At 62.0% G+C, this 8,208-nt stretch carries 8 protein-coding genes; 2 read left to right on the top strand and 6 right to left on the bottom strand.

Going from position 1 to position 8,208, the window contains the following annotated elements:
* Positions 1–357: 357 nt before the first annotated feature.
* Together ACFQX9_RS33570 and ACFQX9_RS33565 are read right to left on the bottom strand one after the other, a co-directional pair.
* Positions 358–1,194, bottom strand: a complete 837-nt coding sequence (locus ACFQX9_RS33570) for a sigma-70 family RNA polymerase sigma factor (protein ID WP_377791640.1) — start codon at positions 1,192–1,194, stop codon at positions 358–360.
* 70 nt (positions 1,195–1,264) lie between these two features.
* On the bottom strand, positions 1,265–1,573 hold the full coding sequence (locus tag ACFQX9_RS33565) for a hypothetical protein (protein ID WP_377791638.1): 309 nt from the start codon (positions 1,571–1,573) through the stop codon (positions 1,265–1,267).
* A 198-nt stretch (positions 1,574–1,771) separates the two neighbouring features.
* On the opposite strand from ACFQX9_RS33565, the gene ACFQX9_RS33560 reads away from it, so the two are divergent.
* Together ACFQX9_RS33560 and ACFQX9_RS33555 are read left to right on the top strand one after the other, a co-directional pair.
* Entirely contained in the window at positions 1,772–3,178 is a 1,407-nt protein-coding gene (locus ACFQX9_RS33560) for a DHA2 family efflux MFS transporter permease subunit (protein WP_377791637.1), read from the top strand.
* Between the two features lie 1,364 nt (positions 3,179–4,542).
* Positions 4,543–4,845 carry a hypothetical protein gene (locus ACFQX9_RS33555; RefSeq protein WP_377791636.1) on the top strand — a complete coding sequence of 101 codons (303 nt, stop codon included), beginning with the start codon at positions 4,543–4,545 and terminating at the stop codon, positions 4,843–4,845.
* Between the two features lie 51 nt (positions 4,846–4,896).
* Here the strand turns inward: ACFQX9_RS33555 and ACFQX9_RS33550 are convergent, their stop codons facing one another.
* From ACFQX9_RS33550 to ACFQX9_RS33535, 4 genes are read right to left on the bottom strand one after another with little or no spacing between them, the layout of a single operon-like run.
* Entirely contained in the window at positions 4,897–5,568 is a 672-nt protein-coding gene (locus ACFQX9_RS33550; protein WP_018460415.1) for an ABC transporter ATP-binding protein, read from the bottom strand.
* Positions 5,565–6,308 (bottom strand): ABC transporter ATP-binding protein, encoded by a 744-nt coding sequence (locus ACFQX9_RS33545; RefSeq protein WP_377791635.1) that lies wholly within the window; start codon positions 6,306–6,308, stop codon positions 5,565–5,567. The genes ACFQX9_RS33550 and ACFQX9_RS33545 overlap by 4 nt, the downstream gene beginning before the upstream one ends.
* On the bottom strand, positions 6,308–7,264 hold the full coding sequence (locus ACFQX9_RS33540; RefSeq protein ID WP_085359164.1) for a branched-chain amino acid ABC transporter permease: 957 nt from the start codon (positions 7,262–7,264) through the stop codon (positions 6,308–6,310). The genes ACFQX9_RS33545 and ACFQX9_RS33540 overlap by 1 nt, the downstream gene beginning before the upstream one ends.
* Positions 7,264–8,142 (bottom strand): branched-chain amino acid ABC transporter permease, encoded by an 879-nt coding sequence (locus ACFQX9_RS33535; protein WP_377791634.1) that lies wholly within the window; start codon positions 8,140–8,142, stop codon positions 7,264–7,266. The genes ACFQX9_RS33540 and ACFQX9_RS33535 overlap by 1 nt, the downstream gene beginning before the upstream one ends.
* Between the last annotated feature and the right edge of the window lie 66 nt (positions 8,143–8,208).

The raw sequence follows: 8,208 nt of genomic DNA, 5'->3' as shown, positions 1-8,208 counted from the left end.
AGCCCTGTCGACGGAGCCGGAAACTTACAGACGAGACGAAGCCTAGCAGCGCCGCTCGTCGGAACGCAGCCTTGGGCTCACGGAGAGCAATCCGCCCTGCCCTTGGCCTCTCGCACCCGAACGCTGCCGCGTCCACCGCAAGCCCGGCTCGCGAACATGACGACCACAAGATCGCCCCTCAAGGATGAGCCGGGATGCACGACACATACGTCATTTCCGAATTTCGGTAAAGCGGGATATATTTGTGGAGAGGGGTTGACGGGATGGCGGGTGTTTTGCCCGACGGGCAGTCCTCCCATTCAACCTGCCACGGCCCTCTAGTCAAGCGACGCGCCTGCTCCGATGGAGAAGGCGAGTTCACCCTCTATCCACCACGCACTCCGCACCATCAATAACATAGGCTGCGTGACGAAAATCCCTGATGGTGGCGAGCTTGCCGGCGGACCAGTCGAGAAGCATGAAATATTTCGCCCGCCCGGCCGGCTTATTCGGATCGAACACGAGGATCGCGGGACGTCCCTCGACCTGCCCCGTCACCAGGTGCCAGTCGCTGTTCTTCGAATAATTGCCGAAATAGTTCGACACCTCGGCCTTGCCTTTCAGCCTGGTACGGTTGACGAGCTCGAGCCTGACGTCGTCGGCGATCATGGCGCGGATCGCGTCGAAGTCGCGGGCATTGAAATGGCCGACATAGGCGTTGAGTCGCGTGCGATCTGCTTCCGACAGGCCCGGCTGCGGCACATCGTCGGGCTCTCCGGCGAACTCCCGCAGCTGCGTGCGTCCGCGATGCAGCGCGGCCTTCACCGCCGGCAGGCTGAAATCCATGATGTCGCAGACCTCGGCAAGCGAGCAGCCGAGCACGTCCATCAGGATCACGCTGGAGCGCTGCGCCACCGGCAGCCGCATGAAGGTGCGAAGGCTGGTCGCGGCGATCTGGCGGCTTTCCACATCATCGAGCTGGTCGGCAATCATCTCCACCTCCTCAGCCGAGTGCAGCGCCTCCTGCCGGTTGCGGCGACGCAGGAAATCCAGCGCGGTGTTGTGCGCGATGCGAAACAGCCAGCCCTCCGTATTGACGGGCGTGACCGATTGCAGCGCTTCCATCGCCTTGATCAGCGCATCCTGCAACACATCCTCACCGTCGATGACCGAGCCGACCATGCGGGCGCAGTAGCGATGCAGTTTCGGCCGCATCCGCGCCAGCAGGGCTCGGTATCGATGGTGGCCAGCGGGTCTGGCGCCATTGCTCCTCCGCTTCGCTTGTTCAGGACTCGTCCAGCATACGATAGTTGCCGACGATCCTCACATCACGAACCAGCGGCGGCTCCGCGCAGCGGTCGCGGATGCCGTCCTGGAACGTCTGAAATGCCTTGAGTTTCGGAATCGGGCTCGAGCCGTTTTCGGCCGCGGCCTCGACAAGATGGATGAAGGTGTCGTCCTCCAGCCGTAGCGTCAGGTAGCGCACGCCGTCCGGGCCGGCCGCCTTCAATTCGGCAAATACGGCCGAAACCAGCTCGGCATTCCGCTCGGCCAGCTCCGGCCTGGCCTTGTACCTGATCAACGTCCTTCTCATCGCGCGCTCCTTGCTGATGTCGCGACCTGGTTCGCTCAAAAATCGGGCAAATGGCCGCATCACCCCTAGGACGTTTGCCGGCAGGCGAAGGATGCGGCCCGGAACAAATTATTATTGGGCGCATCCTTTGCCGCTCAGCCCTCGTCTAGCCCGCAGAACGCGCCGCGACAGGCTGGCGCGACACACGGAGACAGGGCGATGCAGACCCCGATCAATCGCGCCGCGCAGAACTGGGTGCTCGGCGTCACCGCGCTGGCATCCTTCATGATGGCGCTCGATGCCATGATCATCACGACAGCATTCGCGACCATCCGCGCCGAATTCGGCAGCCCGGTCGAGACGCTGCAATGGACCGTCAACGCCTTCAATCTGACCTTTGCCGTGCTGCTCCTGACCGGCGCCGCACTCGGCGACCGCTTCGGTCGCCGCCGGATGTTCGCGGCCGGGCTCGCCCTGTTCGTCGTTGCATCGGCGGCCTGTGCGCTCGCAGGCAATGCCACCGCTCTGATCGCCGCCCGCGCGCTGCAGGGCGCCGGCGCCGCGCTGGTGATGCCGCTGGCAATGGCGATCCTGAGCGGCACGTTCGGCCGCGAGGAGCGCGCCCGCGCGCTCGGCATTTTCGCCAGCATCACCGGCTGCGCGCTGATCATCGGTCCCGCCATCGGCGGCTTCATTACCGAACATTTCGGCTGGCGCTGGGTGTTCTGGATCAACCTGCCGATCGGCCTGATCGCGATCACCCTGGTACTGGCACGCTTGCGCGAAAGCTTCGGCCCGGCCGCCGCATTGGACATCCCCGGACTGGCGCTTGTCGCGCTTGCGGCGCTGGCGTGGGTGTGGAGTCTGTTGCGCGGCAACGCCGTGGGTTGGGCGAGCGCCGAAATCATGGCCGCGCTGATGGCAGGCCTGGTGTTCACAGCCGGCTTCGTTCTCTGGGAATTGCGCGCGACCGCGCCAATGGTGCCGATGCGGCTGTTTGCATCGCGGGCGCTTGCCTCCGGCATGTCCGCCAGCGTGCTGTTCTACGCCGCGATGTACGGCGTCTTGTTCCTGCTGCCGCAGTTCCTCCAGACCGCGCTGGGCTTCGACGCCTTCGGCGCCGGACTTCGCCTGCTGCCCTGGACCGCGACGCTGTTCGTCACCGCCCCGATCGCCGGCGCGGTCGTCAACAGGTTCGGCGAGCGGCCGCTAGTGGTGACGGGATTGCTGATGCAGGCGATCGGACTTGGCTGGATCGCGGAGCTCGTGAGCTCTGCGGTTACCTACTCCGCCCTGGTCGCGCCGCTGGTGCTGGCCGGCGTCGGCGTCTCGATGGCGATGCCGGCAGCACAGAACGCCATCCTGAGCTCGGTCGCGGTGGCCGAAATGGGCAAGGCGTCCGGCATCTTCAACATGGGACGCTTCCTCGGCGGCATGTTCGGCATCGCCGCGCTGGTGGCGAACTTCTCGGCGCATGGCGGGGTCGATTCGGCCGCTCATTTCGAGAGCGGATTTGCCGCGGCGATGAGCCTTGCCGCAACGCTGTCGCTGGCCGGCGCGATTGCCGGGTGTTTCCTGCCGGCACGGCGGCGGACCGCCGGAGCAGCCGCGCCGCAGGATGCGTGACACTGACAGCCGTCATCAAAGCCGGAGGCGAGATGATCGCTTCGCGACCAAGTGCTGGCCTTCAATGATCGGCTAGCAGGTAGAATACCGGTTGCAGTTTCGACCACGTCCGCCGCCGCGCCCAAGGCACTGTCAGGGCGCGGCCCGGCCTTGCGGACGATGCCGGCTGCGCGATCGGACTCGCGCTGGAGCTCTTCGCGGGTAACGATCCCGGTTGGCCCTGTGGCCGCGTCGACATCGACCGCGGCGACGCCCCCCGGCAGCGCCTTGACGTCGCTCCCCGATCACCTGCCCCGGCGAACAAGCGAATGCGCACGGGGCCGCGACGCCTTGGAGAAATTCTTTGGCTTGGCGAAGCCATCGGGACACGAAACCGAGAGATACTCGGTGATCTTCTCGGGCTCCAGGAGCCCGAGCTGGAACGAATGCGCAAAGACGGGGTCATCTAGCCCGTTGGGCAGCATCCTGTGACGATACCAACCGATTCTGCAGCAACGGTCCCCTGCGGCGACGGGACAGAAACAAAGGAAAGTCGCGCAGCAATCCGACCGCAAAACCTCCGACAACAAAACGTTGCACGAGACCCGTTTTGTTCTCGGCGACCCTTCTCGTTAGTTCTTGAAGAAGAAGGCTTATGCTTGGTGGGCGCACCAGGGCTCGAACCTGGGACCCGCAGGTTAAGAGTCTCATCTTTCACAATAACTTTCAGCTACTTAGCTGTAAAACGCCGTCACAACAGCACTATCGAAATCAACAGGTTACAGACGAAATGTAAATTGCTCGGCGGCGCCTTCTGTACCTGCGACCCCTGCGTCCCGGACGCAGTGAACATCTTCTAAGTTGTTGATCTTTCTCTCATCGGCAGGTGCTTCCGTCCCGTTTTGTTCACGCTAGTTCACCCAATTCGTTGCGTTTCGTTGCGGCGGCGGCGAGGGATAACGGCGCTCGGCGCGTCAGTGGGATCTTGGACTTGCGGCGGAGCAGCCGAGGCCTGCGAGGGTAAGCGTATTAGATTATGCGGTGATCTGTCGGGGGTTCGAGTCACTAGGGTGCTACCGTCTTTCCCCACACCAACCAGACCTGCGATATCTGATCCGATCCTTCGCGTGAGGCAGTTCATGGGCCTCGCACGATGGTCTGCACGGGTTGAACCATAATGGGCACGCACAGCAAACGGTCGCTGCCGTAGATGCTCGACACCCGGGCGCCACCCGAAGTGCCGCCTACCGCGCGACACACGACACAACGACCCGGCAGAAATTGAAGGTGAAGCGTCCGTAGAGAAAGCCGCTTCCTGGCTCCAGTGCAGCCAGGCGATACGAATTGCCGAGAGCGCGGATAATCTCGACCATTTCCATGAATTCATGGTGCGTCAGCGCCGGGTGACGAAGCATGACATCGCGACACTCTCGAATGACATCGTCGCGGGCAAGTTCGGCAAGCCCTCCGTCAGCAACGCACGTCATATGCGCAAGGCCGCCTCGGGGTTGTTCAACTGGGCGGCTGAAGCGGGCCGCGACCATGTGACGGCCAGCCCCTGCGGACAAACTAAAACACCTGCACTAAGCCGACGTGCCCGAAATCCAACGACGGTCGATCTGAATCGCGACGATTACGAGGAACGGTCGAAACAGAGTGCCACGATCACGCGGCAGAGCGGACGCTGAATCGGTAAACCGCCGAGGTCTGCTTAGGCCGGCGGCTCCTCCACCGCGTCTTCAATTAGCTTGGCGGGCCTCGATCTCACCTCTTTCAATGGTAAGCGTCACGTCGGCAAAGGTTTCGAGCAGCTTTGGATTCGACTCGGTGATCAGCAGCGTAATGTCCTTATCCTGCAAACGAAGCCGCCGGAGTGCTTCCGCATATCGCTGCGCTAACACAGGCGCGAGACCCTGAAATGGCTCATCCAGGATAAGCAGCCGGGTACCAAGCATAAGCGCCCTCCCAAGCGCCACCATCTTGCCTTGGCCGCCCGAGACCGATCCCGCCGGACGTTTGGCAAGCTCTTTGAGTTCCGGCAGCACCGAATACGCTCGCTCCAGCCGCCGCCGCGTCTCGTCCGGATTCAGCTTGGCGACACGACCGGGAAGCAAAATATTTTCTTCGACGGTGAAGGCGGAAAACAGACGCCGGTCCTCAGGCGCGTAGCCAAGACCCAGCGACGGCCGGCGATGCGGCGCGATCGCTCCAAGATCTTCGCCGCCCAGACGAACGGTGCCGCTCGCTTTTGTGAAGCCCATGATAGTGCGCACGGTCGTGGTCTTGCCGGCGCCGTTTCGCCCGATAAGCGCTGCGCTCACACCCGGCAGCAGCGAGAAACTCACATTTCGCAACACAGGCGCGTCAGCAATCGCGACGTTGACATTCTCGAAACTCAGCATCGGTGTCATATCCCGATCACCTGTTCCCGGACCTTCCGGTCCGCCAGAACCTCAGCCGGCGTCCCAACCATCTGGATCTTGCCGACATTCCACACGGCGACGCGGTTGGCATAGCGCTCCACCATATCCATGTCGTGCTCGACGAAAACCGAGGTGACTTTCTCCTTTGCCAGCGCCGTGGTTAGAATGTCCATGATGGTGAGTTTCTCTGATGACGCGACGCCCGAAGTCGGCTCATCCATCAGGAGGAGCTTTGGCTTCAGCGCGAGCGCGAGTGCAATATCGACCAGCTTGCGTTGCCCCTCGGGCAGTTCGCGCGCCGTTCGTTCCGCATACGATTTGACACCGACGAGATCCAGCAGCCGCTTCATTTCCGGCACGTCCGGCATGAGAGAAAGAGCCTGGAAACCAGACGGACGGCCTCGCAGGGAGGCGGCCGCGATCAACATGTTCTCCATCACGGTCTGGTCGAGGAACAGCTGTGGTATCTGGAAGGCGCGGGCAATGCCGAGCCTGGTGATCGTACGTGGCAGCTGCGCGGTGATGTCGTGGCCGAGAAAGGTAACGGTGCCGGCTTGCGGCCGAAGATAACCGGTCGAGATGTTGAGGAACGTCGTCTTGCCGGCCCCGTTCGGCCCGATGATGGCAAGGTTTTCGCCTTCCAGGACGTCGAGGTCGATGCCATCGGCGGCGATGACGCCGCCGAACCGGATCTTGATGTTCTTGGCAGAAAGCAGGACGTTGGCCATTAATGCCCTCCCCGCCCGGATTGACCGTAGCGCTGGCGGAGGCCGATAAGGCCGTTCGGCGCGTAAAGAATGATGACGACCAGCACGACGCCGAGAATGAGCTGCCAAGAATCCGCCAGATGCGCCGCGGCATAGAACCGTACGCATTCGAACATCGCCGCGCCTGCAAACGCACCGAAAGCATGGGCGCTGCCACCGAGGATCGCGATGAACACGAACTCGCCGGACTTGGTCCAGAAGCCGAATTCGGGGGTCGCGATCTGCTGAATGATCGATACCAGAGTGCCGCCTATGCCGCCGAGAAATGCGGAGAACACGTAGCCGATGAGCAGCACGCGCCGCGCCGACATGCCAAGATATTCGAGCCTGGTTTCGTTAGATTTCATTGCCCGCAACATGTGACCGAGCGGGCTGTCGAGATAGCGTTGCACGCCGTAGAAGGCAGCAATCGCGACCAAAAGGCTCACGTAGAGAATAACGTATTGGAACGTCTCCGGCGTGAACGAAAACCCAAACAAGCCAGGACGGGCGACCCGGATGCCGTCCGCGCCGTTAGTGTAGTGGAACATTTTCTCGAGCAGCGACCACAAGACCATGGAGAATGCCAGGTTCAGCATTCCAAAGAAAATTTCCCTGTAGCGAACCACGAACAGGCCGACGATCAGGCCAAAAACGGTAGAGGTTATGCCTCCCAGCGCGAGAAAGATCAGGATATCGCCGCCGCCGATGTACTTGCCCCAGAACGCCGCGGTATAGGCGCCGGTGGCGAAGAACATCGCGTGTCCGAACGATACTTGTCCCGCCTGCAGCAACAGGACGATGCCGAGCACCACGATGCCCTTGGCGAGGATGAGCGCGAATAACGTCGCCCAGCTCGCGACGAAGAGCGGCAGTACCGCGCTGGCCAGAAACAAGATGATTGCGACTGCCGTGATCGGCTTGATACGGCCCGCCATCAGATTTTTCTCATCTGCACCGTACCGAACAGTCCGAACGGACGCACCAGAAGCACCAGTACCATCAGCAGATAGGGTACGAGAACTTCGAACTCCGGCTGCAGATAGATGACGAAGGCGCGCGTCAAACCGATCATAAGGGCCGTAAGGGCGGTGCCCTCGATCTGCCCCAGACCCGCAGTGGCTGCCACCGCGAACGAGAGCACGATCATGTCCGCGCCCATGCCGGGCACCAGCGACGTGGTCGGCGAAGCAAGCGCGCCGCCGAGCGCCGCCAGGCTCGCCCCGATGATGAACGTAATAGAGTAGACGCGTTGGGCGTCGATGCCGATGGCGGTTGACGCCTCCCGATCCTCGGTTACTGCTAGAATCACGGCTCCCGCAAGAGTTTTCCGCAAGAAGTAACGCAGTCCGAACAGCGTCGCGACTGCCACGCTTGGAAGCAGGACGACCTGGTAGGACGTATAGTTCACGCCGAATACGCTGATGTTCGGCAACAGCTTCAAGGGCTCAGCAGCGAAGATGGGCTGCACGCCCCAGATCAGACGCTGCAGATTGTCCATGATCATGAAGGCCGCGAAGGTGATCAGGAGCTGCAACACGTCGTCTCGTCCGTAAAGCGGCCGCAACAGGAAGCGCTCGATGAAACCGCCGCACACAAACCCTATGACGATGGAGGCAACCAGCAATGCGGGATAGGTAAGCCACGGCGACACCTGCGCAATCACGAGGCTCAACGTCGCGGCGAGATAGGCGCCAAAGGCATAAAGCGACCCGTGCGCGACATTCACCACGCGAAGCACACCGAAAATCAGGCTCAGCCCGACGGAAACCAGGAACACCAAGGCGGCGTAACTGATCCCGTCAAGGACGGCCAATATGGCGAGAGTCGAATTCATGGAGACCTTCAGGAAAGCCGTCCTGCGGTTTTTGCCCGGAGGACG

Origin of the sequence: Bradyrhizobium sp. GCM10028915 (genome assembly GCF_042666195.1) — a bacterium.
Classification (GTDB): domain Bacteria; phylum Pseudomonadota; class Alphaproteobacteria; order Rhizobiales; family Xanthobacteraceae; genus Bradyrhizobium; species Bradyrhizobium canariense_D.
The sequence above is the reverse complement of the archived record's forward strand: the minus strand, read 5'-3'. Positions and strand labels throughout refer to the sequence as shown.

Bases quoted from the DNA above. Each gene is read 5' to 3' on its own strand.
- ACFQX9_RS33570 (WP_377791640.1), bottom strand. From the start codon at position 1,194: ATGCGGCCGAAACTGCATCGCTACTGCGCCCGCATGGTCGGCTCGGTC.
- ACFQX9_RS33545 (WP_377791635.1), bottom strand. From the start codon at position 6,308: ATGGCCAACGTCCTGCTTTCTGCCAAGAACATCAAGATCCGGTTCGGC.
- ACFQX9_RS33555 (WP_377791636.1), top strand. From the start codon at position 4,543: ATGGTGCGTCAGCGCCGGGTGACGAAGCATGACATCGCGACACTCTCG.
- ACFQX9_RS33560 (WP_377791637.1), top strand. From the start codon at position 1,772: ATGCAGACCCCGATCAATCGCGCCGCGCAGAACTGGGTGCTCGGCGTC.
- ACFQX9_RS33565 (WP_377791638.1), bottom strand. From the start codon at position 1,573: ATGAGAAGGACGTTGATCAGGTACAAGGCCAGGCCGGAGCTGGCCGAG.
- ACFQX9_RS33540 (WP_085359164.1), bottom strand. From the start codon at position 7,264: ATGGCGGGCCGTATCAAGCCGATCACGGCAGTCGCAATCATCTTGTTT.
- ACFQX9_RS33550 (WP_018460415.1), bottom strand. From the start codon at position 5,568: ATGACACCGATGCTGAGTTTCGAGAATGTCAACGTCGCGATTGCTGAC.